General features: G+C 73.2%; 15 protein-coding genes and 1 pseudogene. 4 read left to right on the top strand and 12 right to left on the bottom strand.

Translation table 11 applies throughout. The features are described from left to right. Position 1: 1 nt before the first annotated feature. The 10 genes and pseudogenes from WKH84_RS20715 to WKH84_RS20670 form a co-directional block, all read right to left on the bottom strand. Positions 2–1,594, bottom strand: coding sequence for a UDP-N-acetylmuramoyl-L-alanyl-D-glutamate--2,6-diaminopimelate ligase (locus tag WKH84_RS20715; protein ID WP_341854953.1), 1,593 nt, complete (start codon positions 1,592–1,594; stop codon positions 2–4). Between the two features lie 8 nt (positions 1,595–1,602). Continuing rightward, complete coding sequence (locus WKH84_RS20710; RefSeq protein WP_341854952.1) at positions 1,603–2,535, bottom strand: penicillin-binding protein 2; 933 nt, start codon at positions 2,533–2,535, stop codon at positions 1,603–1,605. A 218-nt stretch (positions 2,536–2,753) separates the two neighbouring features. Next, positions 2,754–3,113: pseudogene (locus tag WKH84_RS20705) on the bottom strand (penicillin-binding protein 2); the annotation flags it as partial. A gap of 314 nt (positions 3,114–3,427) precedes the next feature. After that, positions 3,428–3,826, bottom strand: a complete 399-nt coding sequence (locus WKH84_RS20700) for a hypothetical protein (protein WP_341854951.1) — start codon at positions 3,824–3,826, stop codon at positions 3,428–3,430. Next, complete coding sequence (locus WKH84_RS20695) at positions 3,763–3,945, bottom strand: hypothetical protein (RefSeq protein WP_341854950.1); 183 nt, start codon at positions 3,943–3,945, stop codon at positions 3,763–3,765. Before WKH84_RS20695 ends, WKH84_RS20700 begins: the two co-directional genes overlap by 64 nt. 1 nt (position 3,946) lies before the next feature. Beyond that, on the bottom strand, positions 3,947–4,945 hold the full coding sequence (gene rsmH / locus WKH84_RS20690) for a 16S rRNA (cytosine(1402)-N(4))-methyltransferase RsmH (RefSeq protein WP_341854949.1): 999 nt from the start codon (positions 4,943–4,945) through the stop codon (positions 3,947–3,949). A 186-nt stretch (positions 4,946–5,131) separates the two neighbouring features. Next, positions 5,132–5,563 carry a division/cell wall cluster transcriptional repressor MraZ gene (gene mraZ / locus WKH84_RS20685; RefSeq protein WP_010551419.1) on the bottom strand — a complete coding sequence of 144 codons (432 nt, stop codon included), beginning with the start codon at positions 5,561–5,563 and terminating at the stop codon, positions 5,132–5,134. Between the two features lie 258 nt (positions 5,564–5,821). Continuing rightward, positions 5,822–7,990, bottom strand: a complete 2,169-nt coding sequence (gene dinB / locus WKH84_RS20680; RefSeq protein ID WP_341856994.1) for a DNA polymerase IV — start codon at positions 7,988–7,990, stop codon at positions 5,822–5,824. Positions 7,991–8,037: 47 nt separating this feature from the next. Further along, positions 8,038–8,259 (bottom strand): hypothetical protein, encoded by a 222-nt coding sequence (locus tag WKH84_RS20675; protein WP_341854948.1) that lies wholly within the window; start codon positions 8,257–8,259, stop codon positions 8,038–8,040. A 4-nt stretch (positions 8,260–8,263) separates the two neighbouring features. Next, positions 8,264–8,527: a hypothetical protein gene (locus tag WKH84_RS20670; RefSeq protein ID WP_341854947.1), complete on the bottom strand. Its 264-nt coding sequence runs from the start codon at positions 8,525–8,527 to the stop codon at positions 8,264–8,266. Positions 8,528–8,739: 212 nt separating this feature from the next. Here WKH84_RS20670 and WKH84_RS20665 point away from each other — a divergent pair, with 212 nt between their 5' ends. Beyond that, complete coding sequence (locus WKH84_RS20665; RefSeq protein ID WP_341854946.1) at positions 8,740–9,270, top strand: hypothetical protein; 531 nt, start codon at positions 8,740–8,742, stop codon at positions 9,268–9,270. Beyond that, complete coding sequence (locus WKH84_RS20660; protein WP_341854945.1) at positions 9,270–9,572, top strand: hypothetical protein; 303 nt, start codon at positions 9,270–9,272, stop codon at positions 9,570–9,572. The genes WKH84_RS20665 and WKH84_RS20660 overlap by 1 nt, the downstream gene beginning before the upstream one ends. Positions 9,573–9,775: 203 nt before the next feature. Here WKH84_RS20660 and WKH84_RS20655 read toward each other — a convergent pair whose 3' ends face one another. Together WKH84_RS20655 and WKH84_RS20650 are read right to left on the bottom strand one after the other, a co-directional pair. Next, positions 9,776–9,979: a cold-shock protein gene (locus WKH84_RS20655; RefSeq protein ID WP_010551414.1), complete on the bottom strand. Its 204-nt coding sequence runs from the start codon at positions 9,977–9,979 to the stop codon at positions 9,776–9,778. 271 nt (positions 9,980–10,250) lie between these two features. Further along, positions 10,251–11,228, bottom strand: a complete 978-nt coding sequence (locus WKH84_RS20650) for a PAC2 family protein (RefSeq protein WP_341854944.1) — start codon at positions 11,226–11,228, stop codon at positions 10,251–10,253. Positions 11,229–11,381: 153 nt separating this feature from the next. Between WKH84_RS20650 and WKH84_RS20645 the strand changes: the two genes are divergently transcribed. Both WKH84_RS20645 and WKH84_RS20640 read left to right on the top strand, forming a co-directional pair. Beyond that, positions 11,382–13,016: a hypothetical protein gene (locus tag WKH84_RS20645; RefSeq protein WP_341854943.1), complete on the top strand. Its 1,635-nt coding sequence runs from the start codon at positions 11,382–11,384 to the stop codon at positions 13,014–13,016. After that, positions 12,983–13,438, top strand: a complete 456-nt coding sequence (locus tag WKH84_RS20640) for a hypothetical protein (protein ID WP_341854942.1) — start codon at positions 12,983–12,985, stop codon at positions 13,436–13,438. The genes WKH84_RS20645 and WKH84_RS20640 overlap by 34 nt, the downstream gene beginning before the upstream one ends. Positions 13,439–13,528 lie beyond the last annotated feature (90 nt).

Genomic DNA, 13,528 nt, shown 5'->3' with positions numbered 1-13,528 from the left:
CTCAGCGTCCTTCGTCCATGTCGTCGGCATCGACCCGTCGGGGCGTCGACCGTGCCGTGTGCGGCGCGTCGCGCGACCGGAGGCGGTCGTCGAACGGATGGACGATACCCCCGATCTGCTGGCCCGTCTCGGCTCCCTTGCCCGCCACCAGGATGGTGTCGGACACGTCGGCCAGGGAGGCGGCCAGCTCGATCGCGGCGCCGCGCCCGTCCACCTCGTGCACCTGTGCGTTCGTGTCCTCGGGAATGCCGGCGAGGACCTCGGCGCGGATGCTCGCGGGGTCCTCGGTGCGGGGGTTGTCGTCCGTGACGATGACCACGTCGGCAAGGCGGGCGGCGACCTCGCCCATCCGGGGCCGCTTGGTGCGGTCGCGGTCACCGCCCGCGCCCATGACGACCACGAGGCGGCGCGTGCCGGGCACGGCGCGCAGGGTGGTCAGGGCCTGCTCGAGGGCGTCGGCGGTGTGGGAGTAGTCCACGATCCCGCGCACCCCGTCGTCGGCGACGAGCTCCATCCGGCCGGGGACGATGCCCTCGGTCGCGAGGGCCTCCACGACCTCCGGGCCGGAGTGCCCGATCTCGGCGAGCAGCGGCTCCGCGGCGAGGGTGTTGGCGACGTAGTGGCGGCCGGGCGGCGCGGCGTGCAGGGTGCGCTCCCCGTCGGGGCCGTGCACAGTGACGGTGCCGCCGTAGCCCTCGGAGCGCGCGGCGACGGCGCGATGGTCCGCCTCGACGCCGGGCAGGGTCGCGTAGGTGGTGACGGGGATCGTCGCCTCGCGGGCGAGGCGACGGCCCCACTCGTCGTCCACGCAGACGATCCCGCGCCGGGCGTGCTCGGGGGTGAACAGCAGGCGCTTGGCCCTGTAGTACTCCTCCATCGTGCCGTGGAAGTCGAGGTGGTCCTGGGTGAGGTTGGTGAAGCACGCGACGTCGAAGACCACCTCGTCGGCGCGGTGGAGGACGAGCGCGTGGCTGGAGACCTCCATCGAGGCGACGGCGACCTCGTCCTCGGCCATGCGGGCGAGGATCCCGTGCGGCTCTGGCGCCTCGGGGGTGGTGCGCACGGTCGCGACCGTGTGGTCCGCGCCGCGGGCGTCGCGGTAGCTGGTGCCGCTGGTGCCGATCACCCCGGCGGGGACGCCGAGGGCGAGCGACGTGCGCGTGATCGCGGTGGTGATCGAGGTCTTGCCGTTGGTGCCGGTCACGCCGACGGTCGCGAGGCGCTCCGCGGGCCGGCCCTGGACCAGGGCGGCGGCGGTCGCGGTGGCGGCACGGGGGTCGGGGACGACGAGGGCGGGCAGGCCCGCCTCGGCGCAGAGCGCGCCGCCGTCCTCGTCGGTCAGGGCGAGGGCGGCGCCCCGCTCGACGGCCTGGGCGGCGAACCGGGCGCCGTGGGTGACCTGGCCGGGCAGTGCGCTCCACAGGTCGCCGGGCTCCACGGAGCGGGAGTCGAGGGTGACGCCGGTCAGGCGCAGGGCGTCGTCACCGTGGTCGTGCGGCGCGGCGCCCAGGGCGGAGGCGAGCTCGGCGACGCTCGCGCCGCGGGGGCGGCGCGGGCGGGCTGGCTCGTGCTGGGGCACAGGGGTCTCGCTCATCGGTGTCCTCACCACTCGTTCTCGAGCTGACGGGCGGGCACGCCCGTCGGGGCGATGCCCTGGTTCTGGAGGGCGAAGGTGGTCAGCTCGGAGAACGCCGGCGCGGCCGCCGTCGAGCCGGAGATGAACGTGTTCAGTCCGAAGAGGAACACGCCGATGACGATCTCGGGGTCGTCCGCCGGGGCGAAGCCGATGAACGAGGCGGTGTAGGTGCCGTCGGGGACCTGGGCGGTGCCGGTCTTGCCGCCGACCGCGTAGCCGCTCACCGCGGCGCTCGAGGTCTCGTCGTCCACGGCGTTGTCCATCAGCGCCTGCATCGTGGCCGCGGTCTCGCTCGAGACGACACGGGTGCTCTCGGGCTCGCCGAGGGGGCGCACCGAGCCGTCGGCCTCCTTGACACCGGAGATCAGCGAGGGCTGGACGCGCACGCCGTCGTTCGCGAAGGTGCCGACGGCGGAGACCATCTGCAGGGCGTTGACGCTGTAACCCTGGCCGAAGGAGGTGGTGTAGCGGGTGCGGCCGGTCCAGTCCGAGGCGGGGTGGACGATGCCGGCGGACTCGCCGGGCGCCTCCACGCCGGTCTTCTCCCCCAGCCCGAAGGCGAGGAGGTAGTCGTGGCGCACCTCGGGGGTGAGCGTCTCCGAGATCTGCACGGTGCCGACGTTGGAGCTGTTCTTCAGCACACCGGCGAGGGTGAGGCGCTGGTCGGGATGGCTGTGGGAGTCCTTGATGCGCTCACCCTCGAAGTACTTCTCGTAGGGGACGTCGTACTGGGACTCGGGCGTGACGGTGCCCTCCTCGATCGCGGCGGCGATGGTGAAGAGCTTGCCGGTGGAGCCCGGTTCGAAGACGCTCGAGATCGCGCGGTTGCCGAGGTCCTCAGCATCGGCGTCGCCCGGCGAGTTCGGGTCGTAGGTCGGGGACTCCGCCAGGGCCAGCACCTCGCCGGTGCGGGGGTTGTAGGCCACGGCGCGCCGCCGGTGGCGCCCCACTGCTCGACGGAGCTGGCGATGACCTGTCGCGCCTTCCACTGCAGGTCGCGATCGATGGTGAGCACCACGTCGCTGCCGTCGACGGCGGGGGTCGTCTCCTGCTTGCCGGTGGGGATGATCTGCCCCTGGGCGCCGCGCTCGTAGGTGGTCTCGCCGTCGGTGCCGGCGAGCTCGTCGTCGAAGGAGAGCTCGGTGCCGGCCAGGGCCGTGCCGTCGGCGCCGACGAAGCCGAGCACGTTGCCCGCCACGGAGCCGGCGGGGTAGATCCGATCGGCGACCGGGTCCGCGCCGATGCCGGGGATGCCCAGGGCGATCGCGGCGTCCCGCACGGCGGGCTCCACGTTCTTGCGGAGGTACGCGAAGCCGGCCTCGCCGGTCAGCGCCTCCTCGGTCTCGCTCACGCTCCAGCCGAGCACCGGCGCGAGCTCCCGCGCCGCGGCCTCCACGCCGGTGACCTCGGCGGTCTTCGAGTTCGCGAGGTAGTCGTCGACCTGGGTCTGGTTGACCCAGAGGTCGTAGCGCCGCACGGAGCTGGCCAGCACTGTGCCGTCGCGGTCGGTGATGTCGCCGCGCGCGCGGGGATCGACCGGGTGACGGTGCGCTGGGCGATCGCCTCCTCGGCCCGGGCGCTCGCGTCCAGTCCCTGCACCCAGACCAGGCGGCCGGAGAGGGCGAGCACGGCGACCAGGACCAGGCTTATCAGGAGGCGGTGGCGGGTGGAGGGGTCACCCACGCGCGCCCGCGGGAGCCGGATCGCGCCGCCTGCGGGGCGTGGACGACCAGCACCTCCCGCGGAGCGGGAGGTGCTGGACCGGCCGTTCCTGCGCGATGGCGACATGTGTCAGGCCCCTTCGTTGCCCATGCCGTGGTACCCGGTGGGCTCGTCGTAGATCTGCGCCGGCGGGACCGCCACCTCGGCGGGCACGTCCGCCAGCTCCGGCGTCCCCTCAGTCTGCTCCGCCGGGGCCGTCTCGCCGATGATCTGGCCCGTGTCGAGGTCGATATATGCCGGATCCGACACCGGGACCATCCCGATCTCGCGCGCCTGGCGCTCGAGCTCCTGCGGGGTGCCGAGGCGCTCGTTGGTCTCCTGGAGGCCCTGGCTCTCCTCGGTCAGCCGCTGCGACTGGCCCTGGAGCCGGGTGATCTCGTAGCTCGCGTCGGACATCTGGATGTTCATGAACAGCGGCGCGGCGAGGGTCGCGGTGACGATGAGCGTGCACAGCGGCGCGAACGGCATCGAGCGCCGCCCGTCTTCGGCGTGGAGACGACGGTGAGGCGGGGCCGGGCGGTCTGGGCGGTGCGCGCTCCGCGAGCAGGGCGGATCGCGGGCGCATGAACGGCGGACGTGCTGGCCATCTCAGTGTGCTCTCTCGGCGGAACGGGTACGGGTCAATGCTCGCAGTCGGACGGACGCGGCACGGGTATTGCCACTCCGTTCGTCCTCGTCGGCCTGGAGCGCGCCGCGGACGAGCGGGGTGAAGGTGGGCTTGTGCTCCTCGAGCTCGACCGGGAGTCCGGGCGGGGCCGAGGAACGGGTGCGGCGGGCGAAGGCCGTCTTGACGAGACGGTCCTCGCCGGAGTGGTAGGACTCCACGACGATGCGGCCGCCGACGTGGAGGCAGTCCAGCGCCGCCTCGATCGCGGAGGCGAGGATCTCGAGCTCCTCGTTGACGGCGATGCGCAGGGCCTGGAAGGTGCGCTTGGCGGGGTGGCCTCCGCTGGCCTTCGAGGCGCGGGGATCGCCTTCTCCAGCGACTCGACGAGCTCGCCGGAGCGGGCCAGCGGCGCGGTCTCGCGGCCGCTCGACGATGCGGCGGGCGATCCGGCGGGCGAAGCGCTCGTCGCCGAGGTCGTGGAGGATGCGGGCGATCTCGGCCTCGGGCGACTCGCGCAGCAGGTCCGCGGCGGTGGGGCCGTCGGAGGTGGCGTCCATGCGCATGTCCAGCGGCGCGTCGACGGAGTAGGAGAAGCCTCGCTCCGCGGTGTCGATCTGGAAGCTGGAGAGCCCCAGGTCCATCATCACGCCGTGGGCACCGGGCAGGTCGAGCTCGGCGAGCACCTCGGGGATCTCGTCGTAGGTGGCGTGGACGAGGGTGGCGCGGTCGCCGACGCCTTCGCGGTCCAGACGCTCCCGGGCCAGCGCGAGCGCCTGCGGGTCGCGGTCGATGCCGACCAGCCGGGCCTTCGGTGCGGCGTGCGGCACGGCGGCGGCATGGCCGCCCATGCCGAGGGTCGCGTCGATGTGGACCGACCCGGGCTCCTGCGACGCCGGGGCGAGCGGCTGGACCGAGGTCTCGAGCAGGACCGGGAGGTGCCTCTGCTCGGCCGGCAGGTCGCCGTGCGTGGTGTCGTCCATCTCGCCCCTCCCCTCGGGTCGTGCTCTCGTGCGATGTCTTGCGTTCTCGGTCCGGATGCCGGCCGGCGCCCCCTGGGCGCCGCCGTCCTGTCAGATTCCCCGTCGTTCCCGACCCGCCACCGGGGAAGTTGCGTCGGGGCGGGAACGACGAGAGGTCTCACAGGACGGATGTCCTCGTGGCCGGGCTCAGAACAGGCCGGGGATCACCTCCTCGGAGGTCTCGGCGAAGCCCTCCTCCTTCTGCTCGAGGTAGGTCTCCCAGGCCGGGAGCGACCAGATCTCGAGCCGGTCGAGCGCGCCGATGACGGCGCACTCCCGATCCAGCCCCGCGTAGGTGCGCAGATGGCTCGGGATGGTGATGCGGCCCTGCTTGTCCGGGATGACGTCCTCCGCACCGGACATCAGCACTCGCAGGTAGTCGCGGGTGCGTCGGTCGGTCGTGGGCGCCCGACGGGCCTCCTCGAGCTTCTGGCGGAACTCCATGAGCGGGTACACGGCGATGCAGTGCTCCTGTCCACGAGTCATGACCAGTCCCGAGGCGAGCTCGTCGCGGAACTTGGCCGGGAAGATCAGTCGGCTCTTCTCGTCGAGCTTGGGCGTGAAGGTGCCGAGGAACATCCGCGACCTCCTTCAGTCGCCGTGACTCGCGATCAGATCTCCATCTCCTCCCAACACGCTCCACTTTACCCCACTACTCCCCACCCATGGCCACAGGAACGGGGAAACCGGGGCACGAGTGTTGGGTCACTGCAGGTCAGGAGGGTGGAGCGAGGTGGGGGGAATCTCGCGTCCGGGCGTGGTGCGAGGGCGCCGCGGGGTGCAGGATCCCGGCCGACAGCGCACCCCTCCCCCATCGCTCCACGGCATATGCCCAGGTCAGCGGATCGGAGCCTTCGGGACGGGCGGCCCGGGACCCGGGGTGGAGGGAGGTGGAGGACACCGGTGGAGCGATGTGGGGAGTCGCCGGGAGCGGGGCGGGGACGGGGCCGCAGGAGCGCCGGCGAACAGGGTGGAGGCTTTCCGAGCGGCCGGGCCGGGCCGCCCCGCGACAGCGCGGTGGAGCGTGGTGGGGACCGTCCGCGCGGTCGACGGAGCGGCGGCGGCAGAGGCGCCGTTCCCGGGAACGACGAAGCCCCGGCTCGAGGAGCCGGGGCTTCGGGGAATCAGGGGCGGGCCGTGGGGCGCCGCAGAACGGTGCGGAGCGGCGGGGCGACCGCGGCCGGGAGCCGAACGGTCAGAGGCGCGGGTCGTCCCCCGCGCGCTTCTCCCAGCGCTCCTCCATCTTGCGCATGAAGCGCCGCCGTCGCCGGTGCCGGGGGCCGTCGGCCCCCGACCGCCGCCGGGACCGCCTCCCGAGCCGCCGGTGCCGGAGGAGGTGCCGCTGGGGCCGGTGATGGCGTAGACCGCACCGGCCACCATGCCGATGAAGGCGATCACGCCGAGCCAGATCGCTGGAAGGGCCACGGCCAGGACGAGCAGGGCGAGGCCCAGCACGACGGCTCCGAGGCCGATCAGGATGCGGCGACCGTTGCGTCGCGGCGGCGCCTTGGGCGCGAAGGCACGTGCGAGGCGCGGATCGTCGGCGAAGAGCTGACGCTCCATCTCGTCGAGCATCTTCTGCTCGTGTTCAGACAGCGGCATGGTCCCGCTCCTTGTCCCCGTCCTCTCGCGCCCTGCGGCGCCCGGTGCACCCGCCGGAGGCCAACAGCCCCGTCGGCGGTTCATCCAGTTTAGAGCGTCTTCCTGAGTTATGGGAACCATCTGTGCGAGGCGCCTCCGCTCACCGTCCCGGTGACGACCCCCCGGCGCGGGCGACTCCGTCGGCGGCGCCTCGGCACGCCCCGGCTCGAGGGTGGACCCCCTGCTCAGGCTCGCGCCGCCGAAGCGGTCGCGGGCACGGTCCATCGCGGCCTCCAGATCGGTCCAGCCCGCCGGCCTCGCGCTGAGCTCCGACTGCAGGGACACTCCGGCGGCGGGCTCGAGCTGGGTCGCGCGGACCCCGGCGAGCCGCACCCTGCGCATCGTCGGGCGCTCCCTCTCCCAGAGCGCGACCACGTGCTCCCTCAGTCGTTCGCCGCTGGCGGTGGGCTGGTCGAAGGTGGAGGAGCGGGAGAGCGTCGTGCCGTCGGGGGCGCGGAGCTTGAGCACGACGGTGCGGGAGACGAAGCCCGAGCGGCGCAGCCGCCGGGAGACCTCGTCGGCCATCATCGTGATGCGCCGCCTCACCTCAGCGGGGTCGGTGAGGTCCTCGTCCCAGGTCCGCTCCGTGCCGAGCGACCGGTCCTTCGTGCGGTGGCCGAGCCCGGTGCGGTCGCTGCCGTCGGCGAGCGCGAGGATCTCGGGGGTGCGCGGGCCGAGCGCACGGGCGAGGGTGCTGGTGGGGACCTCCCGCGGCTGTCCGATGGTGCGCACGCCGAGCCGTTCGAGGGCCGCCTGGGCCTTGGGGCCGACGCCGGAGATCGCGCCGACGGGCAGGGGGGCGAGGAACTCGGCCGTCCGGTCGGCGGGAACGATCAGCATCCCGTCGGGTTTCGCCCGGGCGGAGGCGATCTTCGCGACGGCCCGGGAGACCGAGCCGCCCACCGAGCTGGGCGGCGCGAGCTCCTCGCGGATGCGTCGCCGCAGCGGCTCGGCGATCTCGACGGGCTCGCCGAAGAGCCGGCGCGCACCGCGCACGTCGAGGAAGGCCTCGTCGACGCTGATCTGCTCGATGTCCGCCACGACATCCCCGAGGATCTCCATGACCTGGGAGGAGACCTCGCGGTAGTGCGCGATCCGGGGCGGGATGATCACGAGATCGGGGGCGAGGCGGCGGGCGCTCGCCATGGGCATCGCCGAGCGGATGCCGCGGGCGCGGGCGGGATAGCTCGCCGCGGCGACGACTCCCCGGGCGCCGGCGCCTCCGACCACGACGGGCAGGCCGCGCAGCGACGGATCGTCGCGCACCTCGATGGAGGCGAAGAAGGCGTCCATGTCCAGGTGGAGGATCCCGGGGGTCTCCTCCGGTCCGTCCGCCGTGCGGACTGTGCGCGCACCCGTTCCCATCGCCACCTCCTTCGCCGAGGACTGTACCGGGGCGGGCGCGGGGACGCTCAGCCCTCGGACAGCTCCGCGAGCGGGACGGGCAGGCCCTCGAGGAGCTTCTCGGCGACGCGGTCGAGATGGGTCGCGGTCCCCTCCAGGTGCTGGGCGAGCGGCTCGGGGTCCGGCGGCGCCGAGGCGTCCCGGTCCAGCCGGGTGCGCTCGGCGACCAGGGGGCCGATCGTCTCCGCGCGCCGAGCCTCCTCCCTCCCAGCCGCTCCAGCGCGGTCCACACGTTCAGCGGCGCGCCCGTCGGCGCTCGCGGTTCGCGCGGGCGACGAGCACCCCGGCGCCGCGGAGCGCGGCGCGGTGCACGAGCTCGAAGGCTTCACGAGGGGCGACGAGGGCGAGCTCCCGTCCCTGCTGGAGCAGCCGCCGCGCCCGCTCGAGGTCGGCCTGGTCCTGGTCGAGCCGGGCGAGGAGCGACCTCAGGGAGCGGGCGTCCGAACGCAGGACCGTCTCGGGGTGCCGCCCTCCGCTGCGTGCCGTGGTGGTGCCCATCGCGCTCCTCCTCCTGCTCGGTGCTGTCGTCGGTGCCGCCCGTCGCGCGAGCTGTCCGGCGCTCGCTGGTCTCGTCCCGACCTCGTGCCCTGAACGCTAGGCGGAGGGTGTGACGGACGACGCCCGCGGCGGCCTCGCTGGGGACGAGCGGGGGCTGGGGAGGAGAGGTGGGCCGCACGGACCTCCGCGGCGGCGTCTCCTAGAGTGGTGCGATGCCCCGCCGTGATCGCGCCCCGCGCGCCCCCTTCGACAGCCTCGGCCCGCTGGACACGGCGATCCCCATCTCCACCGGCACCGCGCGGCTCACGGTCGAGACCGACGGCTCGGTCCTGCTGGACGTCAACGGCGTCCCCTCCTCGCATCTGCATCCCGATCCGGAGCACCTGGTGTTCGAGTACATGCGCTGGATGCTGCAGGTGATCGACCTCCATCTCGAGGAGTCCGACGAGGAGCGCGCCGCCCAGCTCGCCCATCTCGGAGGCGGCGGATGCTCCCTCCCCCGTGCCGTCGCGTCCCGCCACCCCCGTGCACGGCAGATCGTGGTGGAGCTCGACGCTCTGCTGGCCGAGCGGGTGCGGGAGTGGTTCGACCTGCCGCGCTCGCCCCGGCCGCGGGCCGCGGGTCGACGATGCGCGCACTGCCCTCGAGGACTGGCGGGAGGACCGCTTCGACGTGCTGGTCAGGGACGTCTTCGCCGGCTCGGTCACCCCGCCCGAGCTGACCGGGCTCGCGGCGGTCCGTGATGCGGCGCGGGTCTTCGCCCCGGGGGCCTCTATCTCGCCAACTGCGCCGCACCGCCCGGGACGCGGCGCTGGCCGACGAGGTCGCGACGCTCTCGGGGGTCTTCTCGCACGTCGGCGTCATCGCCGAGCCGGCGCATCTGACCGGCAAGCGCCGCGGGAACTGCGTGCTCCTGGCCTCGCAGCGACCGCTGCCCGACGGCATCGACCGGGCCCTGCGCTCGGATGCGGTCTCGGTGCGGCTCGCCCGGCGGGACCGGGTGCTCGCCCTGGCCCGGGCCGGGACGGTGCTGGGCGGCGACTGACCCGTCGGCGCGGGTCCCGGCACGGACCCGGCGCGAGGGCCGCACCACGAGGGCCGCACGCCACGAGTGTCGCCTGCTGGGCGCCTCGCCGTCGCTGCGCCGCCGGGTGTGCTGTCGATCGAGCGGATCATCCCCCGACGACGACGAACCGGGCAGGAGCGCGATGCTCCTGCCCGGTCCGTGGGTTCACGGGAGTTCCGTGGTCAGAGCGGGCGGACCTGCTCGGCCTGCGGGCCCTTGTCCCCCTGGCTGACCTCGAACTCCACACGCTGACCCTCGTCGAGGGCGCGGTAGCCGTCCATGTCGATCTTGCTGTGATGCACGAAGACGTCTGCGCCGCCTCCGTCGATCTCGATGAATCCGTAGCCCTTTTCGGCGTTGAACCACTTGACCGAGCCCTGTGCCATACCTGTCACCTTCTGTGTCGTCCATCATCGATCGCACGACGCGATCGCGGTGCCGCGTGAAGCCGTCCCCCGCCGGAGCGGGTGGCGCAATGGTGCGTGCCGTACTGCTGTGCCGGAGGCACCGTCGACGGACTGTCCTGCTGGAACTGCATCACCGCAACGCGCCCATTCTGACACGACCGTGGCCCGCTTCACACGCCGAAGGCGAACACCTGGTCACGAAGACATAACGAACTGTGATCGACGGCTCCCTCGCGAAGGCCCGCGAGGCTCAGCCCTCCCGCGTCCCGTCGCCCGGGTCGTCCTCGTGGTCCGCGAGGAAGCGCTCGAAGTGCTCCCCGATCTCCTCGGCCGTGGGCAGGTCCAGCGTGGTCGCCAGAGGAGAGCGGTCCTCCCCCTCGCTCATCGCGTCGTACTGCTCCTCGAGGGCGCTGACGATCTGGTGGACCTCGCCGTTCTGGGCGAGGGTGCCCTGCAGTGCGACGGTCGCGGCATCGGTGAGGTCGCCGAGGTGAACGAGCGGGAGATCGAGCTCGGCGGCCTCGCTCACCCGACGCAGCGGCGCGAGAGCGCCGGCGGGGAAGTCGGTGCGGGTGAGGTAGTGCGGGATCTGGGCGGCGTAGCCCATCGCCGGGTGCCCGGCCCGCCCCAGCCGGTTCTCGAGCAGCGAGCTGAAGGCGGCGGGGATCACGAGCTCGGAGGCGCCCTCCTCCCCCGCGGAGGGATCGGTGCCCGGCGCCGGCGTGGGGCGCGTGCCGGGCCGGCCCAGCAGCGAGGGGTCGTTGGCGTGCGCGAACAGACCGATCGGCCGGGTGTGCGGGACCGCCATCGGCACGGCCTGCATGCCCACCACCCGCTCGACCTCGAAGTACTCCACGAGGTCGATGAGCGCCTCGGCGAGCCGCTTCCACTGCAGGTCAGGCTCCGGACCGTCGAGGAAGAGGAAGGGGCGGTCGCTCTCGTCGTACATCAGCCAGAGTGTGATCTCCGGGATCGCCACCTCGGAGAAGGAGGTGCCGTCGAAGGTGGCCTGCGGGCGGGAGCCGCGGTAGTCCAGCGGCTCGTCGGTCTCGAAGGAGACCAGGCGCAGGTGGCGCGACTCGTCGCGGAGGTAGTCGGCGGCGATGCGGCAGGCGTTGCCGGCGTCGACCATGCCGGGCAGGGCGTGGACGAGCGTGAGTCCGGAACGGGGCACCGCCTCGAGGACCTCGGTCGACTCGAAGCGGTACAGATCTCGGGGATCGCGCATCGGGCTCTCCTCCCTCGCTGCCGTGGAGATGTCGGTGACCTGATGGCACACGCATCCAGGCGGGTCCACCATAATGGACCACCGTGCCTCGCCGACCCCGGGTCCGCCCGGGAGGGCGCGACACGTGGAGCAGCGAACGGAGGGGGCAGACCAGTGGACGGGACCGAGGAGCAGATCGCCCGCGAGGCCGAGGAGCAGGTCGCACGGGAGATCGCACGGGAGCAGGAGTACGCCGATCTCCTCTACGCCCGGGTCGACGAGCTGATCACCCACGTCGAGCGGAACCTCGACCGGATCCAGGGGTCGCAGCAGGCTTCGACCCACCAGAACCGCTCCGAGCGCGACTCCTTCATGGCCCTCTACGAGGACCGCCTGGCCCTCTTGCGCTCCGTGTCCCGCGGCGTCGTCTTCGGACGCCTGGACATGGACGACGCCGCACGCCACTACATAGGCCGGATCGGCCTGTTCACCCCCGAGCGCGAACAGCCGCTGGTGGACTGGCGCGCCCCGGCCGCCGCCGCCTTCTACCGCGCGACCAGCACCGAGCGCCTCGATGTGCGCCTGCGCCGGCACCTGATCAGCCGCGGCCGCACCGTCGTCGGCCTCGAGGACGACGTGCTGGACCAGAGCGTGCTCGAGGACGGGGAGCACGACGTGGTCCTCCAGGGCGAGGGGCGCGCGCTCGCCGCCGTCTCCGGCACGCGCACCGGCCGGATGGGCGACATCGTCGCGACCATCCAGGCCGAGCAGGACCGGATCATCCGCTCCGAGAACCGCGGCGTGCTCGTGGTCCAGGGCGGACCGGGCACCGGCAAGACCGCCGTGGCCCTGCACCGCGCCGCCTACCTCCTGTACACCCACCGCCGACGGCTCGAGCACACGGGCGTGCTGATCATGGCGCCAACCCCCGGGTTCCTGCGCTACATCGAACGCGTCCTGCCCAGCCTCGGCGAGTCCGGCGTCGTGATGATGACGCCGGGAGAGATGTTCCCCGGGGTCGAGACGTTCTCCCACGACGTCGACGACGTGGCGCGCCTCAAGGGCGACGCCGCGATGGCGGAGCCGCTCTTGCGCGCGGTCAAGCAGCGACAGGCGGTCCCCGAGAAGGACGTGAGGTCGCGGATCGACGGCACGCCGCTCGTGCTCACCCGGGACATGCTCCGCGCCGCCCGGCGCGAGGCCCGCGCCACGCACAAGCCCCACAACGCGGCCCGCGCCGTGTTCGTCCGCGCGGCGATGGACCGCCTGGTCGAGGCGTACGAGCGCGCGCTCGTCGCGCAGGGCTCCACGATCGTGCCGGAGGACCGACCGGACCTGCTCTCCGACCTCCGCCACGACCCCGAGGTGAAGCGGCGGCTGAACCTGGCCTGGCTCCCCTACACCCCGCAGGGCTTCCTGCGGATCCTGTTCGCGCGTCCCGACCGTCTGCGGGCGCGGCGCCGCGCTCCCTCGCCGGTCGGGTCGACCTGCTGGTGCGCCCCAAGGACTCGCCCTGGACGGTCGAGGACGTGCCGCCGCTGGACGAGGTGGCAGAGCTCCTCGGCGAGGACGCCGCCCCGGCCGAGGCGAAGGCCAGGGACGACGCCGAGCGACGCCGGGCGGACGTGGAGTACGCCCGCAAGGTCATCGAGAACATCGACACCTCCGGCATCGTCCGGGCGGAGGACCTCGCCGATCAGGTCGGGCAGATCCGCGACGGCCGCACCCTTGCCGAGCGCGCCTCCTCCGAGCGCTCCTGGACCTACGGCCATGTCGTGGTCGACGAGGCGCAGGAGCACTCCCCGATGAGCTGGCGGGCGCTCATGCGCCGCGCCCCCACCAAGTCCTTCACCGTGGTGGGCGACGTCGCGCAGACCTCCTCCGCCGGCGGCACCGATTCCTGGACCGCGGCACTGTCCCCCTACATCCAGGACCGGCTCCAGGTGGAGCACCTGACCGTCAACTACCGCACCCCGCGCCGGATCATGGACCGCGCGGTCGCGATGGCACAGGCCCACTCGCTGCCGGTCACCGAGGTCAGTTCGGTCCGGGACGGCGAGGAGGACCCGCTGTTCGAGCAGGCCTCCCCCGCCGAGCTCACCGCGCGCGCGCCGAGGCGGTGCGCCGCGTGCACGATCGCCTCCCGGGACGGATCGCCGTCATCGCCGCGGCCGAGCGCCTCCACGATCTCGCCGCCGCGATCGACTCCCTCGAGTCCGTGCCGTCGGTAGGCGTCGGCTCGGCGGGCGTCGACGACGAGGTCGCCGTGATGACGGCACAGGACGCGAAGGGCCTGGAGTTCGACATCGTGGTGATCGTGG

The organism is Brachybacterium sp. GPGPB12, from assembly GCF_038396325.1.
GTDB lineage: Bacteria > Actinomycetota > Actinomycetes > Actinomycetales > Dermabacteraceae > Brachybacterium > Brachybacterium conglomeratum.
This window is presented reverse-complemented; position numbering and strand designations above follow the sequence as displayed.

Excerpts from the sequence above, each read along its gene's own strand:
- WKH84_RS20715 (WP_341854953.1), bottom strand. The coding sequence starts at position 1,594 with ATGAGCGAGACCCCTGTGCCCCAGCACGAGCCAGCCCGCCCGCGCCGC.
- WKH84_RS20700 (WP_341854951.1), bottom strand. The coding sequence starts at position 3,826 with ATGCCGTTCGCGCCGCTGTGCACGCTCATCGTCACCGCGACCCTCGCC.
- WKH84_RS20695 (WP_341854950.1), bottom strand. The coding sequence starts at position 3,945 with ATGGCCAGCACGTCCGCCGTTCATGCGCCCGCGATCCGCCCTGCTCGC.
- rsmH (WP_341854949.1), bottom strand. The coding sequence starts at position 4,945 with ATGGACGACACCACGCACGGCGACCTGCCGGCCGAGCAGAGGCACCTC.
- mraZ (WP_010551419.1), bottom strand. The coding sequence starts at position 5,563 with ATGTTCCTCGGCACCTTCACGCCCAAGCTCGACGAGAAGAGCCGACTG.
- dinB (WP_341856994.1), bottom strand. The coding sequence starts at position 7,990 with ATGGGAACGGGTGCGCGCACAGTCCGCACGGCGGACGGACCGGAGGAG.
- WKH84_RS20670 (WP_341854947.1), bottom strand. The coding sequence starts at position 8,527 with ATGGGCACCACCACGGCACGCAGCGGAGGGCGGCACCCCGAGACGGTC.
- WKH84_RS20665 (WP_341854946.1), top strand. The coding sequence starts at position 8,740 with ATGCCCCGCCGTGATCGCGCCCCGCGCGCCCCCTTCGACAGCCTCGGC.
- WKH84_RS20660 (WP_341854945.1), top strand. The coding sequence starts at position 9,270 with ATGCGGCGCGGGTCTTCGCCCCGGGGGCCTCTATCTCGCCAACTGCGC.
- WKH84_RS20655 (WP_010551414.1), bottom strand. The coding sequence starts at position 9,979 with ATGGCACAGGGCTCGGTCAAGTGGTTCAACGCCGAAAAGGGCTACGGA.
- WKH84_RS20650 (WP_341854944.1), bottom strand. The coding sequence starts at position 11,228 with ATGCGCGATCCCCGAGATCTGTACCGCTTCGAGTCGACCGAGGTCCTC.